Raw genomic sequence first — 18,368 nt, 5'->3', positions numbered from 1 at the left:
GCGCTGAGACAGCAGGAGGAGGTGAGCAGTGATCTCCCAGGGCAAGCACAGGGGCGATCCCGCCCCGATCAAGCCGTGGACCCCACCGCCCCCGCCGCCGGACGGCAACCAGCCGCCGAAGGAGAAGTGAGACGCTGTGACTGACTGGCCACAGCGCCAGGCCGCGCTCCTGGACGCCCTCGCGGCGTCCGGGGCGCTGCCCCTCGAATGGCGTCCTGCCTTCGATGCCGTGCCACGCCACCAGTTCGTCCCCCGGGAAGTCTGGAAGCAGGAAGTGACCTGCGCACCCGTCACCACCGAGGCGGCCTGGTGGGATCTGGTGTACAGCGACGAACCGATCGTGACGCAGCTGGACGACGGCAAAGGCGGCGGTCCCGGTGTGGCCACGTCCTCCGGCTCCAAGCCGTCGCTGGTCGCCCGGATGCTGGGCGCGCTCGACGTCGCCGATGGGAACCGGGTGCTGGAGATCGGCACCGGCACCGGCTGGAACGCCGCCCTGCTCTCCGCACGCCTGGGCTGCGAGAACGTCACGACGGTCGAGGTGGACGAGCGCCTGGCCGAGCAGGCCGAGAAGGCGATCAGCGCCGCCGGGTACGGCCCCCGCGTCATCCACGGTGACGGAGCGCTGGGATGGGCGTCCGGGGCGCCGTACGAGCGGCTGATCGCCACCTGCTCCGTGCGCCGGGTCCCGCCGGCCTGGATCGGGCAGACCGCCCCCGGCGGCGTGATCGTCGTCCCGTTCGCCTTGGACTTCTGGTCCGGCGCGCTCCTCCGCCTGGACGTCAACGGGGGTGTGGCGCAAGGGCGGCCCGTCGGCGATGCGCAGTTCATGCCGATGCGTTCGCACCGTCCGGCGGCGGATGCCCCCGTGGACGGTTCCACCGCGCGCCGCGCGCCTGGGGGCAGCGTTCCTGACACGGTGGCGAGCCTCGGGTTCGCCCTCTACACCAGCGCGCGACTGCCCGGGGTCGCGATGACGGACGGCCGCTACGAGGGGACGTACCAGATCTGGCTGTGGGACCGGGAAGGATCGGCGGCCACCGTGACGGACGAGGAGGTGTGGCAGTACGGCCCCCGGAGCCTGTGGGAGGAGGTCACCGAGGTGCACGCCGCCTACGTCGGCGACGGCAGCCCGTCGGCTGAGCAGTTCGGTGTGACCGTCGACGGCGCCGGACAGCGTGTGTGGCTCCGGTCACCGGAGGCACCGCTCGTGTGAGGGGCCCGGCCACACCGCAGGCAGCGAAAGAGGGGGCGGCACCTCCGCACAGGTGCCGCCCCCTTTGCGAGCCGGAGTCAGTGCCGGGGTTGAGGGTTGGGGTACCCCGATGTGACTCCGGAGGTCCGGTCCGGTTACCGCCCGGCGGCGGCCGCGCGGCCGGCTTCCAGGCGCGCGACGGGGATGCGGAACGGCGAGCAGGAGACGTAGTCCAGGCCCACCTCGTGGAAGAAGTGGACGGACTCCGGGTCGCCGCCGTGCTCGCCGCAGACGCCGAGCTTGAGGTCGGGGCGGGTGGCCCGGCCGGCCTCGGCGGCGCTGCGGACGAGGGAGCCGACGCCGTCCTTGTCGATGGTCTCGAAGGGGCTGACGCCGAAGATGCCCTTCTCCAGGTAGGCGGTGAAGAAGCTGGCCTCGACGTCGTCGCGGGAGAAGCCCCAGACGGTCTGGGTGAGGTCGTTGGTGCCGAAGGAGAAGAAGTCGGCGGACTCGGCGATCTGACCGGCGGTCAGCGCGGCGCGCGGCAGCTCGATCATGGTGCCGAGGGTCAGCTTGAGGTCCACGCCCCGGGCCCGCTGCACCTCCTCGATGACCTGCTCGGCCTCCTCGCGGACGATCTCCAGCTCCTGGACCGTGCCGACCAGCGGAATCATGATCTCGGCGCGCGGGTCGCCCTTGGCGTTCCGGCGCTCGGCGGCAGCCTCCGCGATGGCCCGTACCTGCATGGCGAAGAGGCCGGGGATGACGAGGCCGAGGCGCACCCCGCGCAGGCCCAGCATCGGGTTCTGCTCGTGCAGCCGGTGCACGGCCTGGAGCAGCCGCAGGTCGTTCTCGTTGTGGTCCTTGCGGGACTCGGCGAGCGCGACGCGCACCGACAGCTCGGTGATGTCGGGCAGGAACTCGTGCAGCGGCGGGTCGAGCAGCCGTACGGTGACGGGCAGCCCGTCCATGGACTCGAAGAGCTCGACGAAGTCGTCCTTCTGGAGGGGCAGCAGCGCGCCGAGGGCGGTCTCCCGCTCCTCGTCGGTGTGGGCGAGGATCAGCCGCTCGACGAGTTCGCGCCGCTCACCGAGGAACATGTGCTCGGTGCGGCACAGGCCGATGCCCTGGGCCCCGAACCGCCGGGCACGGTTGGCGTCCTCGGCGTTGTCGGCGTTGGCCCGCACCCGCAGCCGGCGCACCCGGTCGGCGTAGGCCATGATCCGGTGCACGGCGCCCACGAGTTCGTCGGCGTCGTCGGCGCCAGCGTGCATCCGGCCCTCGAAGTACTCGACGACCGGGGACGGGACGACCGGCACCTTGCCGAGGTAGACCTTGCCGGTGGAGCCGTCGATGGAGACGACGTCGCCCTCCTCGATCACCAGGCCGTCCTTGCCGTCGAGGGCGGGCACCGTCATCCGGCGCCGCTTGGTGTCGACTTCGAGCTCCTCGGCGCCGCAGACACAGGTCTTGCCCATGCCGCGGGCGACCACGGCGGCGTGCGAGGTCTTGCCGCCCCGCGAGGTCAGGATGCCCTCGGCGGCGATCATGCCGTCGAGGTCGTCGGGGTTGGTCTCGCGGCGGATGAGGATGACCTTCTCGCCGGACCTGGACCACTTGACCGCGGTGTACGAGTCGAAGACGGCCTTGCCGACGGCCGCGCCGGGCGAGGCGGCGATGCCCCGCCCGAGCTTGCGCACCGTGCCGTTCTCCGCCGCTTCCTCGTCGAAGCGCGGGAACATCAGCTGGGCGAGCTGGGCGCCGTTGACCCGGCGCAGCGCCTCGGCCTCGTCGATCAGGCCCTGGTCGACCAGCTGGGTGGCGATCCGGAAGGCGGCCCCGGCGGTGCGCTTGCCGACGCGGGTCTGGAGCATCCACAGCTTGCCGCGCTCGATGGTGAACTCGATGTCGCACAGGTCCCGGTAGTGCGTCTCCAGGATCTCCATGATCCGCATGAGCTCGTCGTACGAGCCCTTGTCGATCTGTTCGAGGTCGGCGAGCGGCACGGTGTTGCGGATGCCGGCGACGACGTCCTCGCCCTGCGCGTTCTGGAGGTAGTCGCCGTATACGCCCTGCTGGCCGCTGGCCGGGTCGCGGGTGAAGGCGACGCCGGTGCCCGAGTCGGGGCCGAGGTTGCCGAAGACCATGGAGCAGATGTTGACCGCCGTGCCCAGGTCGTGAGGGATGCGCTCCTGGCGGCGGTAGAGCTTGGCGCGGTCGCCGTTCCACGAGTCGAAGACCGCCCGCACCGCGAGGTCCATCTGCTCGCGCGGCTCCTGCGGGAAGCCGCGGCCGGTCTCGTTGGCGACGATGTCCTTGAACTCGGTGACCAGCCGCTTGAGGTCGCCGGCGTCCAGGTCGACGTCGACGGTCACGCCCTTGGCGCGCTTGGCCTCCTCCAGGGCCTCCTCGAAGAGGTCGCCGTCCACGCCGAGCACGGTCTTGCCGAACATCTGGATGAGGCGGCGGTAGGAGTCCCAGGCGAACCGCTCGTCGCCGGCCTGGGCGGCGAGCCCGGCGACCGAGTCGTCGGAGAGGCCGATGTTCAGGACGGTGTCCATCATGCCGGGCATCGAGAACTTCGCGCCGGAGCGCACGGAGACCAGCAGCGGGTCGTCCGGCTGGCCGAGGGTCTTGCCCATCTTCCGCTCGAGGGCGTCGAGGTGCGCACTCACCTCGTCGCGCAGGGCCGCGGGCTCCTCACCACTGTCGAGGTAGACCTTGCAGGCCTCGGTGGTGATCGTGAAGCCCGGTGGCACGGGGAGACCGAGATTGGTCATCTCGGCGAGGTTGGCGCCCTTCCCGCCGAGCAGGTCCTTGAGATCCTTGTTGCCCTCGGTGAAGTCGTAAACGAACTTCTGCTGATCTTGTGTTTCCGGCACGGGACTCGAACTCCTCGGCTCGGCTGCCCTGACGGCGGGGAGCGTACCCAGATCGAAGGTTCCTGAGTATGTCCACTCCCCTGTCATTCGGCCGTAACCACCCGCCTGCCACGAGTTCGAAAGTCACTCGTACGAATGGCTCTTACTCGCCGCACCTTCAAGGGTCGAACACATACCCACACTGCGCCTATATTCTAGCGCGTCAATCTCACTCTGCGTAATCATTGGTTCGGGGTGTCGAACATCCAAAACTGGCACGGAGTGCCACGCCTTGGAGAGGTGAGGACAGCAGGGGGGTACCGGCCCCCCTTCCCGGGAGTGCTCATGTGAGCGAGAGGGCTATCAGAGTGGCGAGAATCACGCGGCCTGACGGCCCCTCATCTCGCCTTTTGGATACAACGAGTGGGGGTCCGCTCAAACGAGCATTGGCCAGACGAGCATCGCTCAGGCGAGCGCCGCGAGCCGGGCGTCCGCCCGCTCCGGCGAGTACAGCGACTCCACGACCATCGCGGTGGCCCCGACCAGGCTCGCGCGGTCGCCGAGCCGCGAGGTGACCACCTGGAGATGGGCCGTGGTGCGCGGCAGCGCCCGCTGGTAGAGCAGCTCCCGCACCCCGGTGAGGAACGGCACCCCGGCCAGGTCCCCGCCGACCATCAGCACCCCCGGGTTGAGCAGCGTGACCACGGTGACCAGCACCTCCCCGACCCGCCGCCCCGCGTCCCGGGCCATCCGCACCGCCGTCGGATCGCCTTCCGCCAGCAGCGCGCGCACATCCGAGCCGGAGGCGGCGGGCCGCCCCGCCGCGCTCAGGTCCCGGGCCAGCGCCCGCCCGCTGGCCACGGCCGCCAGACAGCCGTACGAGCCGCACATGCACAGCGCGTCGGGCCGGTCGTGCAGCCGGATGTGGCCGATGTCCCCGGCCCCGCCGTCGATGCCGCGGTAGATCTCGCCGCCGACCACCACCCCGGCACCTATCCCGGTGGAAACCTTGACCAGGACGAACGCCGAGCAGTCGGGGTAGCCGGCGCGCTGCTCCCCGTACGCCATCAGATTGGCGTCGTTGTCGACCAGCACCGGCACCGGGGCGAGGGCGGGGTGGAAGGCGCGCCGGATCCGCTCCGCGATCGGGTAGCGGTCCCAGCCCGGCATGATCGGCGGCTGCACCGCCTGCCCGCTCTCCCAGTCCACCGGCCCCGGCACGGAGAGCCCGATCCCGCAGACCCGCCCGGGGTCGGCACCGGCCCGCTCCAGCAGCGGCCCGAACCACCCGGCGACCTCGTCCAGCACCCGCTCGGGGCCGTCCGTGATGTCCAGCGGCGCGGTGTGCTCGGCCAGCGGGGTGCCCGCGAGGTCCATGACGGCGGCCCGCCCGTGCCGGGTCTCCAGGTTGACGGCCAGCACCACGGCATGGCCGGGGTCGAACTCCAGCCGCGCCGAGGGGCGCCCTCCGGTGGAGGTGCCCCCCGCGCCGCCGCGCACCCAGCCCGCCCGGAAGAGCTGGTCCAGGCGGTGTCCGACGGTGGACCTGGACAGCCCGGTCGCGGCCTGGAGCTCCCCGCGCGTGGTGGCCCGCCCGCTGCGGATCAGCTGAAGCAGATGGCCCGCGCTGGCCTGGGTCCCGGTGCTGCCCGCCATCTCGCTCCTCGCCGCTGTCGGTCGTATGCCTGCCCCCGCCTACCCCTTGTCCGCGCCGCTGGTCAGGCCCTCGGTCAACAGTCGCTCGGCGGCGAAGAACAGCAGCACCACCGGGAGGGTGAGCACCACCGATCCGGCCATCAGGACCGTCTTGGAGACCTCGACACCGCCCGCGAGCTGCTGGAGGCCCAGAGAGACGGTCCACCGGTCGGGTTCGGCGGCGAGGAAGAGCAGCGCGAAGAGGAATTCGTTCCAGGCGATCATAAAGATGTACAGGCCGGTCGCCATGAGGGAGGGCAGCGCGAGCGGCAGGACGACCTTGCGGACCGTCTGAAGCCGCGAGCAGCCGTCCAGCGCCGCGGCCTCCTCGACGCTGTACGGGACGGTGGCGAAGTAGTTCTTCATCATGTACACCGACACCGGCACGGTCTGCGCGACGTAGACGATCGCCAGCCCCACCAGGCTGCCCTGGAGTCCCAGCTTGGCGAACATCACGAACAACGGCACGGCCAGCAGCGTCGCGGGGAACAGATACACCGCGAGGAACAGCGCCCCGACCTGGCGGCTGCCGAAGAACCGCAGCCTGCTGACGGCGTACGCGCCGGGCACCGCGACCAGCAGGGTCAGCGCGACCGTGCCGAGCGAGACCAGCGCGGAGTTCAGCAGCATCCGCAGAAAGCCCTGACCGCCCTCGTCGGCCGGCTTGAGGACGCTGCGGTAGGTGTCGAGGGTGAAGTCCTTCCCGGACACCCACAGGCTGCCGGGGTCCAGCAGCAGCGCGTCGATCGGCTTCACCGACAGCAGCAGCATGTAGCCGAACGGCACGATGGTGATCAGCGCGAGGAAGGCGATCACCACCCAGCGGGCGACGGCGAAGAAGCGCTCCTCGAACTGCGCACGGCTCATGGGGCGGCTCGTCTGGCGGCTCGTCGGGCGGCTCGTCAGGCGGCTCATCGGGCTGCCTCCTCCTGGGTCTTACGGGCGAAGAAGGCGAAGTAGACGCCGAGCAGGACCATCAGCACCGCGGCGAGGACGAGCGCCTGCGCGGAGGCCGCCCCGACGTCGTAGCGCGAGGTGAGGAAGTCGTAGACCCGCACCGCGACCACATCCGTCCCGGCGCCGCCGCCGGTGAGCAGATAGACGTCGTCGAACTTGTTGAAGGTCATGATGAAGCGCAACACGCTCAGCAGCGCGATCACCGGCATCAGCTGCGGCAGCAGGATGTGCCTCAGCCGCTGGCTCGGCGTGGCGCCGTCCACCTTGGCCGCCTCCTCCAGGCCGGGCGGCACCGCCTGGAGCCGGGCCAGCAGGAACAGGAAGGCGAAGGGGAAGTAGCGCCAGGTCTCGAAGGCGATGACGGTGAGCAGGGCCAGCGGCACCTCGAAGCCCATCCCCAGCAGGTGCACCGTGTACTGACGGGTGGACAGGAAGGCGATCGGGTCGTCCCAGCCGAAGAGCTTCGCGCCCCACGCGTTGACGATGCCGTACTGCGGGCTGAGCGCGACCTGCCACACGAAGGCCACGGCGACGACCGGGGCGACGTACGGCAGCAGCATGGCCCCGCGCAGCAGCCCCCGGCCGCGGAACGGCCGGCGCAGGGCGAGGGCGGCGACCAGGCCGAGGGCGATCGAGCCGAAGGTGGCCCCCGCGGTGTACAGGAGGGTGGTCCACAGGGAGGACCAGAAGCCGGGCGAGTCGAAGACGGACGCGAAGTTGTGCGGGGTCCAGTGGCCGAACAGGCCCATGCCCTGGATGTCGATGAGCCGGGCGCGCTGGAAGGCCAGCAGCACGGTCCACAGGATGGGCAGCACGACCACGACCAGCACCACCACGAAGGTGGGGGTGACGAAGGCGAGGCCCGCGCGGTTCTCGCGCCGGGCGGCGGTGTCGCGCCGGGCGCGCGTGGGGCGGGGGCGGGGGCGGGGGGTGGTCATCGCAGGGACCTCCGCAGGGCGGTGACTTCCTCGGCGGCGTCGTGCGCGGCCCGGTCGGGCGAGAGCTGGCCGCCGGTCATGGCGGAGACGATCTTGGGGATGGGCAGTTCGCCGTTGAGCGCGCCGACCAGGGCGCCCTCGCCCTGCTCGATCCCCCAGCGCTTGATCCTGCCGACGCCCGCCGCGAGCTCGTCGAGCAGCGTGTCGGGAAAGACCTCGTTCATCGGCCTCTTGACGTCGACGCCCATGTCGCTGGCGCGCCAGGCGCGGCGGTAGCGGTCGGGGGCGGCGGCGGTGCCGGTGCGCACGGGGATCTTGCCCTCGGGCGCCATGCCGAACCAGTCCTCGTAGCCCGAGGTCATCATGTACGTGAGGAAGGTCTTCGTCGCCTCGGTCTCGGCGGTCCTGGTCACGGTCCAGGAGGTGATGTCGCCGAACTGCGCGGCCTCCCCCTGGCCGTCGGGGCCCTTGAGCGCCGTGACGATCCCGCTGTTGTCGGCGAGGAACGAGCGGTCACGCGCGCACTGGGGGCAGCTGGGCAGGGCGTCCTTGCGCAGCCCCGCGAGCTCGTCCAGCAGGAACGACGACCAGATGACCATCGCCGACTTCCCGGAGAAGTAGCCGGCGCGGGTGGAGTCGACGGTCTGGGTGCCGGGCGCGCCGTGCCGCCGGGCCAGGGTGTCGTACGTGGTGAAGGCGGTGCGGCAGGATGGGGAGTCCAGCGCCACGTCTCCCTCGCCGTCTCCCGCGTCGTCTTCCGCGCCGTCTTCCGCGCCCTCTTCCGCGCCCTCTTCCGCGCCCTCTTCCGCGCCGTCTTCCGCGCCGTCGATGAGCCGGCAGCCGTTGGCGAGGGCCAGACTCTCGAAGCTCTGCTGGGTGAAGACGTCCGCCGGGTCGGTGGCGGCGGAGATCCCGTCCCGGCCGCGGACATCCAGCCGGTCGGCGGCGCGCAGCAGATCGCGGTAGCTCTCGGGGGCCGGCAGTCCGTCCCGCTCGAACAGGTCCTGGCGGTACACGAGCAGTTGGAGCCAGGCGTCGGACGGTACGCCGAGCCGGGTGCCCCGGTCGGAGGCGAGGCGGAGGGCGTTGGCGTCGAAGGTGCCGGGGCCGAGCCGCTTGATCACCTCACCCGGGACGCGGGTGTTGACCAGGCCGTTGCTGTACATCTGCCACATCTGGCCCAGCGGGAGGGCGGCGATCACGTCGGGCAGCCGCCCGGCGGCCGCCGCCGACATGATCATCTGGGGCAGCTGGGCCTCGCTCACCCCCACCAGCTTGACGCTGATGCCGGTCTTGTCCTCGAACCGGTCGACGATCTTCTGGGTGGCCGCCATCCGCGGCGGCAGGCTCTCCAGTGACCACACGGTGAGCTTGTTGTCGGGTTTGTCGGTCGCGCCGCTCGAGCATCCGGCCAGCAGGCCGATGCCCAGTGCCGCGGCTATCCCGGCTGCGGTCGCCTTCGACCGCCGGGTCCACAGTCGCATCTCAGTCCTCACGCGCCACTTATGCTTGTGAGCAACGCATCACAGCATCAGTTTTGCGTATTGACAAGACATAAGGCTGGGATATCTTCGCCGTAACACAGCAACGGCAAAGCCACGACCACCCACCGGAGTCCTTCGTGGAAAGCGGCGAGCTCTACCGGCCCGCGCCCATGCGGCTGCTGCGCGGCGCCCGGCGGGTCCTCCTGGAGAACTGGACCGGCACCTCCACGGTCCCCTCGCGCGGCCTGTATCCGCACCAGTGGAGCTGGGACTCGGCGTTCATCGCCATCGGGCTGCGCCATCTGTCGGTGCGCCGCGCCCAGCGCGAGCTGGAGACCCTGCTGAGCGCCCAGTGGGGCGACGGCCGGATCCCGCACATCGTCTTCAACCCGGCCGTGCCGCTGGACGCGTACTTCCCGAGCCCCGACTTCTGGCGCTCCTCCAGCGCGGGCGCGGCCGCCGGCGCCCCCTCGGCCGTCGAGACCTCCGGCATCGTCCAGCCGCCGGTCCACGCGCTCGCCTGCCGGCTGGTGCACCTGGCCGACCCGCGCGCCTCCGCCCGCCGCGGCTTCCTGGACCGGCTCTACCCGCGGCTCGCGGCCTGGCACCACTATCTGGCCGAGTGCCGCGACCTGGGCGGCCACGGGCTGGTGTCCGTGGTCCACCCCTGGGAGCCCGGCATGGACAACAGCCCCTGCTGGGACGCCCCGCTGGCGCGCGTCGAGCCCGCCCCGCCGGGCACCTTCCGCCGCGCCGACCTCGACCACGGCGCGGCCACCGACCGGCCCACCGACCTGGACTACGGCCGCTATGTGCGGCTCGCCGCCGACTACCGGGACCGCGGCTACCGCGACGACGGGCCACCGCCCGCCTTCGCGGTCGAGGACCCCGGGGTCAACGCGCTGCTGATCGCCTCCGAGCACGCGCTGGCCGACATCGCCGCCGCCGTCGGCGCCGACCCCGCGCCCCACCTGGCGCGGGCGCGGCGGCTCACCGCCGCCCTGGTCGAGCGGTTGTGGGACCCGGCCGCCGGGCTGTTCCTCTGCCGCGACCTGCGCGGCGGCGGGCTGATACCTGAGTTCAGCGCCGCGGGTCTGCTACCGCTGATCGTGCCCGGCCTGCCGGACGAGATCGCCGCCGCCCTGGTCCGCACCGCGTCGGGCGACCACTTCGGCCTGGGCACCTCGGTGCGCCTGGTGCCCAGCTACGACCTGCTGGGGGCCGCCTTCGACCCGTCCCGCTACTGGCGCGGGCCCGCGTGGTTCAACGTCAACTGGCTGGTGGAGCGCGGCCTGCGGCTCCATGGCGCGGTGGACCGGGCCGACGCGCTGCGCTCCGCCGCGCTCGACGCGGCCGTCTCCTCCGGTTTCGCCGAGTACGTCGACCCGTACACCGGCGAGGCGCGCGGCACCCGCGACTTCGCCTGGACGGCGGCTCTGGCGCTGGACCTGCTGGTGACCTCGGGCGGAGCGGGTACGGAGCTGGTGACGGCGGAGCGGGAGATGGCCGCCGAACCGGAGTGAGGGACGACCAGAGGCGCGCTCAGCCGCCCGACGTGTCCAGTTCCGCGTCCGCGCTCAAGCCCGCGCAGTCGTACGGGTCGTTCAGCCAGCCGTCGGGCAGCACCACCCGGTTGCGGCCGGAGGTGCGGCCGCGCGGGCCGTCCGCGCCGGGCGGCCACTCCTGGTCCAGGTCCAGCTCGCCGAGCAGCGCGTCCAGCTCGTCCAGGGACGAGGTGATCGCCAGCCGCCTGCGCATCTCGGAGCCCACCGAGAACCCCTTGGTGTACCAGGCGACGTGCTTGCGGAAGTCGATGACGCCCCGCTCCTCGTCCTCCAGCCACTGGGCCAGCAGCTCGGCGTGGCGCCGCATGACCGCCGCGACCTCCCTGAGGGTCGGCCGGGCGGGCGCGCCGCCGCCCTCGAAGGCGGCGACCAGATCGCCGAACAGCCAGGGCCGCCCCAGGCAGCCGCGGCCCACGACCACGCCGTCGCAGCCCGTGCGCCGCATCATCCGCAGCGCGTCGTCCGCCGACCAGATGTCGCCGTTGCCCAGCACCGGGATCTCGGGCACGGCCTCCTTCAGCCGGGCGATGGCCTCCCAGTCGGCCTCGCCGCCGTAGTGCTGCGCCGCCGTGCGGCCGTGCAGCGCGATGGCGGTCACGCCCTCCTCGACCGCGATCCGGCCCGCGTCGAGGTAGGTGATGTGGTCGTCGTCGATGCCCTTGCGCATCTTCATGGTCACCGGCAGCGAGCCCGCGCCGGTCACGGCCTCGCGCAGGATCGAGCGCAGCAGGTGCCGCTTGTACGGGAGCGCCGAGCCGCCGCCCTTGCGGGTGACCTTGGGCACCGGGCAGCCGAAGTTGAGGTCGATGTGGTCGGCCAGGTCCTCGTCGACGATCATCCGTACGGCCTTGCCGACGGTCGCCGGGTCCACCCCGTACAGCTGGATGGAGCGGGGCTTCTCGGTGCCGTCGAAGTGGATCAGCCGCATGGTCTTGGCGTCGCGCTCGACCAGCGCCCGGGTCGTGATCATCTCGCTCACGAACAGGCCCTTGCCCCCGCTGCCCCTATCTCCCGGGGGATAACCCCCGGACCCCCAGCCGTCGCCTTCGGCGAATTGCCGACACAGGGTGCGGAACGGCGCGTTGGTGATCCCGGCCATGGGCGCGAGCACCACCGGCGGGGTCACCGTGTGCGGTCCGATCTGGAGCTGCGTGGCGGTCATGGAAGGGGCTTCCTCGGGTGTCTCTCGGGTATCTCTCGGATATGCGGTGACTCGGTCGAGTGGCTTTCGAGTGGCTCCGCGGAGCCACCGGACCGAGCGGGACGGCAGATCTCTCATTGTCCCGCACCCGATGTCCCGCGTCCGCCACGGGGGAAGCCCCGGAGTGAGGATGGGGAAAAGACGGTGGATGTCGATGTAGCGTTCAATCATGCCTGAGCTGAGCCAACGGCGGCGGCTGCTCGTGCTGGCGATCTGCTGCATGAGCCTGCTGCTCGTCAGCCTCGACAACACCGTCCTCAATGTGGCGCTGCCCTCGATGCGGCGTGACCTGCACGCCTCCGTCTCGGGCATGCAGTGGACGATCGACGCGTACACGCTGGTGCTCGCCGCGCTGCTGATGCTCGCGGGCTCCACGGCGGACCGGGTGGGGCGCAAGCGCACCTTCCAGACCGGCCTGGTGGTCTTCACCCTCGGCTCGGCGCTGTGCAGCCTCGCGCCGAACCTGGAGGCGCTGGTGGGCTTCCGCATGGTGCAGGCGGTCGGCGGCTCGATGCTCAACCCCGTCGCCATGTCGATCATCGCCAACACCTTCACCGAGCCCCGGGAGCGGGCCCGCGCGATCGGCGTGTGGGGCGGGGTCGTCGGCATCAGCATGGCCGCCGGGCCGCTGGTGGGCGGGGTGCTGGTGCAGTCGGTCGGCTGGCGCTCGATCTTCTGGCTCAATCTGCCGATAGGGCTTCTGGCCCTGGTGCTGACCGCCCGCTACGTGCCCGAGTCGCGCGCCCCGAAGCCGCGCCGGACCGATCCGGTGGGCCAGGTGCTGGTCGCCGCCCTGCTCGGCTCGCTCACGTACGCGATCATCGAGGCGCCCGACCGGGGCTGGGGCTCGCCGCTGATCGCCACGTGCATCACGGTCTCCGCCGCCTCGCTGGTCGCGCTCGTGGCGTACGAGCGGCGGCGCACCGAGCCGCTGATCGAGCTGCGCTTCTTCCACAGCGCGCCCTTCAGCGGGGCCACGGTGATAGCGGTGAGCGCCTTCGCGGCGCTGGGCGGGTTCCTGTTCATGAACACGCTGTATCTCCAGGACGTGCGCGGGCTGAGCGCGCTGCACGCCGGGCTGTGGATGCTGCCGATGGCCGCCATGTGCTTCGTCTTCGCGCCGCTGTCCGGGCGGCTGGTCGGCAGCCGCGGGCCACGTATGCCGCTGCTGCTGGCCGGGACGGCGATGGGGCTGAGCGGGGTGCTGTTCGCGGCCTTCGACGCCCAGGCCACCGACGCGCTGCTGCTGATCGGCTATGTGCTGTTCGGCATCGGCTTCGGCCTGGTCAACGCGCCCATCACCAACACCGCGGTGTCCGGGATGCCGCGCACCCAGGCCGGGGTCGCGGCCGCCGTGGCCTCCACCAGCCGCCAGGTGGGCCAGTCGCTCGGCGTCGCGGTCATCGGCGCGGTGCTTGCCTCGGGCGCGGCGGGCGCCACGGCCTCCGCCACGCGCTTCACGGACGCCGCCCGCCCCGCGTGGTGGATCATCGCCGGATGCGGCGCCGCGATCCTGCTGCTCGGGCTGGCGACCACCGGCAAGTGGGCGGCCACCACCGCCCGCCGCGCCGCCGCGCTGTTCGGCGACGAGGAACGCGTGCCCGCTCAGGCCTCGGCGAGAACCAGTGCCTGAAGCCGCTCCAGGCGCTCCCGCGTCTCGTCGTCCGCCGGGGTGTAGACATGCAGCTTGGGCCCGGTGCCGGGGCCGATCCACAGATTGGTGCCGGTGACCCGGAGCGTGCCCACCTGCGCCTGGCGGAAGACCTTGACCCGGTCGCCGGGGCGCAGCACCTCATGCCGCGCCCAGACCTCGCGGAACTCGGGCGAGGCGTCCTGGAACCGCTTCAGCAGCGCCTTCCACGGCGGCTCGGCCAGATGCTCGGCCATCGACGCCCGGAACTTGGCGGCCATCGCCCGGATCGTCTCGTCCGGGTCGGCCATGCTGGCGCGCCACTCCCCGTGGGTGAGGGACAACCACAGGCAGTTGCGGTCCTCCGGGGGCACCGCGTCCAGGTCGCACAGCAGCCGCCCGTGGGTGCGGTTGTACGCGAGGATGTCCAGCCGGGCGTTCTGCACACAGGCCGGGAACGGCTCCAGCTGCTCCAGCATCAGCCCCAGCGCGGGCGTCACGGCGGTGCACTCGCCGCCGGGGCTCGGGTCGACGGCCCCGGAGAGCGCGAACAGGTGCTCGCGCTCGCTGCGGTCCAGGAGCAGCGCGCGGGCGATCGAATCGAGGACCTGCGTGGAGACATGGATGTCCCGGGCCTGTTCGAGCCACGTGTACCAGGTGACCCCGACCGCGGCCAGCTGGGCGACCTCCTCGCGGCGCAGCCCCGGCGTGCGCCTGCGCCGCCCGCGCTCCAGGCCCACCTGCTCGGGGGTGATCCGCTCGCGCCGGCTGCGCAGAAACGCCGCCAGCTCGCCCCGCCGTACATCGGTGACGGCAGCCCCGGCCGTGGTCTCCTGCGCCATAGTGGTCATGGGATCCAGGGTGCCTGAGGGCTCAGCCGGTTGCCAGGTAGTTCCAGTACCAGGATAAAGACACTCTGGTACCCGTCTGAGCCGGGCGCGATGGTCGTAGTCGTGACCCAGACAAGCATCCGTACCCAGGCCCCGGCACGCGGGGCCACCAGAGCCCCGAGCGACGCAGACGGGTCCCTGAACGCACTAGGCCTGTTCACCGTGCTGCTCGGTGCGGCCCTCCCCCTGATCGACTTCTTCATCGTCAACGTCGCCCTGCCCGCCATGGACCGCGACCTGAACGCGGGCCCCGCCCTGCTGGAGCTGGTCGTCGCCGGATACGGCGTCGCGTACGCCGTGCTGCTGGTCCTCGGCGGCCGGCTGGGCGACACCTTCGGCCGGCGCAGGCTCTTCCTCGCCGGCATGGCCGCCTTCGGGGTGACGTCCCTGGCCTGCGGCCTCGCGCCCAACGCCTGGACCCTGGTGGCGGGCCGCGTGGCGCAGGGCGCCGCGGCGGCGCTGCTGCTCCCCCAGGTGCTCGCCACCATCCACGCCACCACCTCCGGCCCGCGCCGCGCCCGCGCGGTGAGCCTGTACGGCGCCACGGCCGGCCTCGCCATGGTGGCCGGGCAGATCCTGGGCGGCGTGCTGGTGGCCGCCGATGTCGCGGGCACGGGGTGGCGCGCCGTCTTCCTGGTCAATGTGCCGGTCGCGGCCGCCGGGCTGGTCGTCGCGGCCCGCGCGGTCCCGGAGACCCGCTCCAAGCACCCCGCCCCCGTCGACGTGCCCGGCACCGCGCTGCTGGCCCTCGCCCTGGTGGCGCTGCTGCTGCCGCTCACCGAGGGCCGTGCGGCGGGCTGGCCGCTGTGGACCTGGCTGCTGCTCGGCGCCTTCCCCGTCGCGGCGGTCGCCTTCTACGTCACCGAGCGGCGCCTCGAATCCTCCGGCCGCGTCCCGCTCCTCCCGCCGAGCCTGTTCGCCCTGCCCGGGCTGCGGCGGGGCCTGCTGATGATCCTTCCGTTCAGCGCGGGCTTCGGCGGCTTCATGTTCGTCATCGCGGTCGCGCTCCAGCAGGGCCTGCGGTACGGGCCCGTCGAGGCCGGTCTCGCGCTGACGCCGATGGCCGCGGCCTTCTTCGTGGCCTCGCTGATGGGCCCGCGCCTGGTGAGCCGGTACGGCAACCGCGTGGTGACCGCGGGCGCGGTCTTCCAGGCCGTCGGCATCGTCCTGTTGATGCTGGCCGTCCAGCGCGACTGGACCGGCCTGTCCCTGGCCGACCTGGCGCCCGGCATCGCCATCGCCGGCTTCGGCCAGGGCCTGCAACTCCCGGTCCTGATCCGCGGCATCCTCGCCGAGGTCCCCGCGGAGCGGGCCGGGGTCGGCAGCGGGGTGATGGTCACCACCCAGCAGTCCGCGCTGGCCCTGGGCGTGGCCACCCTCGGCACGCTCTTCCTGACCCTGAGCCCATCCATGGGCATGGGCGACGCCCTGGCCAGAACCCTGGCCATCCAGCTCGTGGGCATCGTCATAACCGGCCTGCTGAGCCTGCGCCTCCCCCGCCTGCTGGCGTGACGTCACATGGCGGCTGTGACGGGTTCCCCGTCCCGCTGCGGTGCGTCTTCGTCCGGGTTGACGCAGTTCACCAGGCACCTGGTGCGGGACAGGGCGAAGACGCCGTAGCCGAGCAGGGCGACGCCCAGGAGCGCGGGCAGGAGCCATAGTCCGCGGCGCGGCGATTCCGCGAAGAGCGTGACGCCGAGGCAGAAGCTGACCGCGGCGTCTCCCAGGGTGAGGGCCGGCTGGGACGCGATCATCGGGCCGCCCTGCATGGCGTATCCGAGCAGGAAGATCGAGAGCGATCCGACGGCCGCGAAGGTGTAGGTCTGCCAGGTGAGGAAGAACGCCGCCGCCCCCTTCTCGCTGAGCGTTCCCATTGCGGACTTGACCAGTGCCGCGGTGAGTGCGTTGCCGATCGCGGCCGCGGCCGCCAGGCAGGCGGCGCGCGCCAGACCCCGCGGGCGCCGGAGTCCGGCCAGCGCGAGCGCGGCGCCGGCCCCGCCGAGGGCGGCGAGCGTCGGCATCCACCAGACCCCCGGCACCTGGGAGCGCCCTCCGGAAGGGAACGCGGAGAACAGCGCGACGGCCAGACCCACGAAGATGCAGAGCACGCTGAGCCACGCCCTGCGCGACACCCGCACGCGGAACACCGCGCTGCCGGCCAGGAGAGCCAGGGGAAGTTCGAGGATGAAGACGGGCTGGACGGCCGCCAGGGTCCCGGTGTTCAGGGCCAGAGCCTGAAAGAGCGCGGAGCATACGACCCCCACGATGCCGCCGAACCAGACCGGACTGTGCAGCAGGTGCCGGACGAGCCCGAGGCGGGCCGAGGAGTCCGGCACTTCCAGGGCCGCTCGCCGTTGCAGCACGGTTCCCATGGCGTTGCTGCCCGCAGCGAGCACGGCGAACATGACCGCCACAATCATCCCAGTCGTACCTCGTACCACTTCCACGTCGAGTCCGGATCTGGTCCACGATGGCACCCCATGGAAGCTTTGGCCAATATTGAGTGGTTTCGTCACACACCGTGGCCACCACAGCCCGGTGCGGTCCGTGAGTCACGGACCGCACCGGGCTCGAACGGGATGCTCACTCGGAAACAGGGACCGCCTTCCGTCCGGCGGCCCGCCGCTCGGTGAGCCAGTACAGCAGCGCCAGCACGGGCAGGGCTGCGCCGATGGCGCTGACCGCACCCCAGCCGCCGGCACGGTAGGCCATCGAGCCGACCTGGGAGCCCAGGGCGCCGCCGAGGAAGAAGGTGGCGATGAAGGCCGAGTTGAGGCGGGCCCGGGCGCCGGCGTCGAGCTGGTAGATGGTGTGCTGGCCGAGGATCAGGGTGGTCTGCACGGCCATGTCGATGGCGATCGCGGCCAGGGCGAGCAGCACGATGCTGTGCTGACCGAAGCCAGCGACCGCGAAGGCCACCGCGGCGACGGCGAACGCGACACCGGTCATGGGGCGGACGAGCTTGCGGTCGGCCCAGTGCCCGGCCAGCGGGGCGATGGCCGCACCGGCGGCTCCGACAAGGGCGAAGATGCCGACGCCGATGGGAGAGTAGTTGAAGGGGGAGCTGGTCAGGACGTAGGAGACGGTGGTCCAGAAGGCGCTGAAACCGCCGAACATCGCCGCCTGGTACAGGCCGCGGCGCAGCAGCACCGGATGGGTGCGCACCAGTGCGACGGTGGAGCGCAGCACGTGGTGGTACGGCACGGTGGTGGTGGGCGCGTGCTTCGGCAGCGCTGCCCGCAGGGCCACGGCCAGGACGGCCATCAGGACCGCGGAGCCTAGGTAGACGACGCGCCAGCCGGCGATGTCCGAGACCAGGCTGCTCACGGTGCGGGAGAGCAGGATGCCGGTGAGCAGGCCGCTCATCACCCGGCCCACGATCCGGCCGCGGGCGTGGTCGGGGGCCAGGCTTGCCGCGAACGGCACCAGGATCTGGGCGACGACCGAGGTGGCACCGCTGATCAGGGAGGCGATCAGCAGCATGGGGAAGCTGGTGGCGAGGCCGGCCGCGACCAGGGCCAGGGTGGTGACGGTCAGCAGGGCGGTGATCAGGCTCCGCTTCTCCAATCGGTCGCCGAGCGGGACCAGGAAGAGCATGCCGATCACGTAACCGACCTGGGTGAGCGTGATGAGGACGCCCGCGGTGGCCGTGGTGATGTGGAAGACGTCGCGCAGCGAGGACAGCAGGGGCTGCGCGTAGTAGAGGTTGGCGACCGTCATGCCGGAGGCGACGGCCAGCAGTGCGACCAACCAGCCCGGGACGCCATGGGGAGCGCGGACGCTGGTCGCGGCGCGGTGGGATGTGCGCGGCTCGGAGCTGCGCAGCTCGGTTGTCTGGGACACGGGACCTTCTTCGTTGACGCCTGATGGTGATCGTCGAGCGGCTTCCTTGCTGCTCTCACGGGGGTACAGCGCGGGGGACCCCTCATCGCTTCCCCCTTCCCGGCGATGG

13 protein-coding genes are annotated in these 18,368 nt (G+C 71.8%); 4 read left to right on the top strand and 9 right to left on the bottom strand.

Annotated elements, in window-relative coordinates:
• Window positions 1-136: 136 nt before the first annotated feature.
• Window positions 137-1,216: an rRNA adenine N-6-methyltransferase family protein gene (locus tag ABTY62_RS08285; protein WP_352128589.1), complete on the top strand. Its 1,080-nt coding sequence runs from the start codon at window positions 137-139 to the stop codon at window positions 1,214-1,216.
• 134 nt (window positions 1,217-1,350) lie between these two features.
• On the opposite strand, the gene ppdK is transcribed toward ABTY62_RS08285, so the two are convergent.
• From ppdK to ABTY62_RS08260, 5 genes are all read right to left on the bottom strand, one after another.
• Entirely contained in the window at window positions 1,351-4,077 is a 2,727-nt protein-coding gene (gene ppdK, locus ABTY62_RS08280) for a pyruvate, phosphate dikinase (RefSeq protein WP_352128588.1), read from the bottom strand.
• Window positions 4,078-4,521: 444 nt separating this feature from the next.
• A complete protein-coding gene (locus ABTY62_RS08275) occupies window positions 4,522-5,712 on the bottom strand; it encodes an ROK family transcriptional regulator (protein ID WP_352128587.1) in 1,191 nt (396 codons plus the stop codon).
• A gap of 39 nt (window positions 5,713-5,751) precedes the next feature.
• Window positions 5,752-6,618 (bottom strand): carbohydrate ABC transporter permease, encoded by an 867-nt coding sequence (locus tag ABTY62_RS08270; RefSeq protein ID WP_352128655.1) that lies wholly within the window; start codon window positions 6,616-6,618, stop codon window positions 5,752-5,754.
• Between the two features lie 44 nt (window positions 6,619-6,662).
• Complete coding sequence (locus ABTY62_RS08265) at window positions 6,663-7,646, bottom strand: carbohydrate ABC transporter permease (RefSeq protein WP_352128586.1); 984 nt, start codon at window positions 7,644-7,646, stop codon at window positions 6,663-6,665.
• Complete coding sequence (locus tag ABTY62_RS08260; RefSeq protein ID WP_352128585.1) at window positions 7,643-9,130, bottom strand: ABC transporter substrate-binding protein; 1,488 nt, start codon at window positions 9,128-9,130, stop codon at window positions 7,643-7,645. Before ABTY62_RS08260 ends, ABTY62_RS08265 begins: the two co-directional genes overlap by 4 nt.
• 170 nt (window positions 9,131-9,300) lie before the next feature.
• On the opposite strand from ABTY62_RS08260, the gene ABTY62_RS08255 reads away from it, so the two are divergent.
• Window positions 9,301-10,653 (top strand): amylo-alpha-1,6-glucosidase, encoded by a 1,353-nt coding sequence (locus tag ABTY62_RS08255; protein ID WP_352128654.1) that lies wholly within the window; start codon window positions 9,301-9,303, stop codon window positions 10,651-10,653.
• Window positions 10,654-10,672: 19 nt separating this feature from the next.
• Here ABTY62_RS08255 and dusB read toward each other — a convergent pair whose 3' ends face one another.
• Complete coding sequence (gene dusB, locus ABTY62_RS08250; RefSeq protein ID WP_352128584.1) at window positions 10,673-11,857, bottom strand: tRNA dihydrouridine synthase DusB; 1,185 nt, start codon at window positions 11,855-11,857, stop codon at window positions 10,673-10,675.
• Between the two features lie 208 nt (window positions 11,858-12,065).
• Between dusB and ABTY62_RS08245 the strand changes: the two genes are divergently transcribed.
• On the top strand, window positions 12,066-13,529 hold the full coding sequence (locus tag ABTY62_RS08245) for an MFS transporter (protein ID WP_352128583.1): 1,464 nt from the start codon (window positions 12,066-12,068) through the stop codon (window positions 13,527-13,529).
• On the opposite strand, the gene ABTY62_RS08240 is transcribed toward ABTY62_RS08245, so the two are convergent.
• Entirely contained in the window at window positions 13,502-14,377 is an 876-nt protein-coding gene (locus tag ABTY62_RS08240; RefSeq protein ID WP_352128582.1) for a helix-turn-helix transcriptional regulator, read from the bottom strand. The two genes, ABTY62_RS08245 and ABTY62_RS08240, sit on opposite strands and share 28 nt — an antisense overlap.
• A 90-nt stretch (window positions 14,378-14,467) precedes the next feature.
• Here ABTY62_RS08240 and ABTY62_RS08235 point away from each other — a divergent pair, with 90 nt between their 5' ends.
• Window positions 14,468-15,928 carry an MFS transporter gene (locus ABTY62_RS08235; RefSeq protein WP_352128581.1) on the top strand — a complete coding sequence of 487 codons (1,461 nt, stop codon included), beginning with the start codon at window positions 14,468-14,470 and terminating at the stop codon, window positions 15,926-15,928.
• A 2-nt stretch (window positions 15,929-15,930) separates the two neighbouring features.
• Here ABTY62_RS08235 and ABTY62_RS08230 read toward each other — a convergent pair whose 3' ends face one another.
• Both ABTY62_RS08230 and ABTY62_RS08225 read right to left on the bottom strand, forming a co-directional pair.
• The gene (locus ABTY62_RS08230) at window positions 15,931-16,836 is read right to left on the bottom strand and encodes a DMT family transporter (RefSeq protein WP_352128580.1); all 906 of its coding nucleotides are present in this window, start codon (window positions 16,834-16,836) and stop codon (window positions 15,931-15,933) included.
• Window positions 16,837-16,999: 163 nt separating this feature from the next.
• Complete coding sequence (locus ABTY62_RS08225; protein WP_502997426.1) at window positions 17,000-18,136, bottom strand: MFS transporter; 1,137 nt, start codon at window positions 18,134-18,136, stop codon at window positions 17,000-17,002.
• Window positions 18,137-18,368 lie beyond the last annotated feature (232 nt).

The sequence above is a fragment of the Streptomyces sp. NPDC097640 genome, from assembly GCF_040302705.1.
Classification (GTDB): Bacteria; Actinomycetota; Actinomycetes; order Streptomycetales; family Streptomycetaceae; genus Streptomyces.
Note: the sequence above shows the minus strand (reverse complement) of the source record. Positions and strands in the feature narration are given on the sequence as shown.

What these genes read in the sequence shown, in the direction of transcription:
- ABTY62_RS08265 (WP_352128586.1), bottom strand. Translation starts at nt 7,646, where the DNA reads ATGACCACCCCCCGCCCCCGCCCCCGCCCCACGCGCGCCCGGCGCGAC.
- ABTY62_RS08235 (WP_352128581.1), top strand. Translation starts at nt 14,468, where the DNA reads ATGGTCGTAGTCGTGACCCAGACAAGCATCCGTACCCAGGCCCCGGCA.
- ABTY62_RS08275 (WP_352128587.1), bottom strand. Translation starts at nt 5,712, where the DNA reads ATGGCGGGCAGCACCGGGACCCAGGCCAGCGCGGGCCATCTGCTTCAG.
- ABTY62_RS08230 (WP_352128580.1), bottom strand. Translation starts at nt 16,836, where the DNA reads ATGATTGTGGCGGTCATGTTCGCCGTGCTCGCTGCGGGCAGCAACGCC.
- dusB (WP_352128584.1), bottom strand. Translation starts at nt 11,857, where the DNA reads ATGACCGCCACGCAGCTCCAGATCGGACCGCACACGGTGACCCCGCCG.
- ABTY62_RS08225 (WP_502997426.1), bottom strand. Translation starts at nt 18,136, where the DNA reads ATGACGGTCGCCAACCTCTACTACGCGCAGCCCCTGCTGTCCTCGCTG.
- ABTY62_RS08240 (WP_352128582.1), bottom strand. Translation starts at nt 14,377, where the DNA reads ATGACCACTATGGCGCAGGAGACCACGGCCGGGGCTGCCGTCACCGAT.
- ABTY62_RS08245 (WP_352128583.1), top strand. Translation starts at nt 12,066, where the DNA reads ATGCCTGAGCTGAGCCAACGGCGGCGGCTGCTCGTGCTGGCGATCTGC.
- ABTY62_RS08270 (WP_352128655.1), bottom strand. Translation starts at nt 6,618, where the DNA reads ATGAGCCGTGCGCAGTTCGAGGAGCGCTTCTTCGCCGTCGCCCGCTGG.
- ABTY62_RS08260 (WP_352128585.1), bottom strand. Translation starts at nt 9,130, where the DNA reads ATGCGACTGTGGACCCGGCGGTCGAAGGCGACCGCAGCCGGGATAGCC.
- ABTY62_RS08255 (WP_352128654.1), top strand. Translation starts at nt 9,301, where the DNA reads ATGCGGCTGCTGCGCGGCGCCCGGCGGGTCCTCCTGGAGAACTGGACC.